Below are 300 nucleotides of genomic sequence, written 5' to 3'. Positions count from 1 at the left end.
TTCTCGCACGGTTACCTCACGTCCACTGTACCTCCATGGAACCCCATATCGTACACCATCGTAGCTAACAAATCCGTTCGGCTGACCTGTCTTGGTTCATGCAAGTATTTTTCCCACCGTTCAGCTGAAGGGATGGGCGACAGTTTTTCCTCACGGAGTCGGTCAAAGGGACGTTCGCCGGTTGTTCCATGAATACGGCGGTTAATCCGCTCGCACCAGTGTAGCGTCGAACTTTGCATACTTTTGGAACAAGCCCAATCGCTGCAGCAAAGTCGGCAAAAAGCGGATGCCAGCGAGGTT

The 300-nt window shown here is 52.3% G+C and carries 1 pseudogene; it reads right to left on the bottom strand.

Annotated elements, in window-relative coordinates:
- A pseudogene (locus FOI68_RS24395) lies at positions 1 to 45 on the bottom strand (hypothetical protein); the annotation flags it as partial.
- Positions 46 to 300 lie beyond the last annotated feature (255 nt).

The sequence above is a fragment of the Brevibacillus sp. LEMMJ03 genome (genome assembly GCF_007197875.1).
GTDB lineage: Bacteria > Bacillota > Bacilli > Brevibacillales > Brevibacillaceae > Brevibacillus > Brevibacillus thermoruber.
This window is presented reverse-complemented; position numbering and strand designations above follow the sequence as displayed.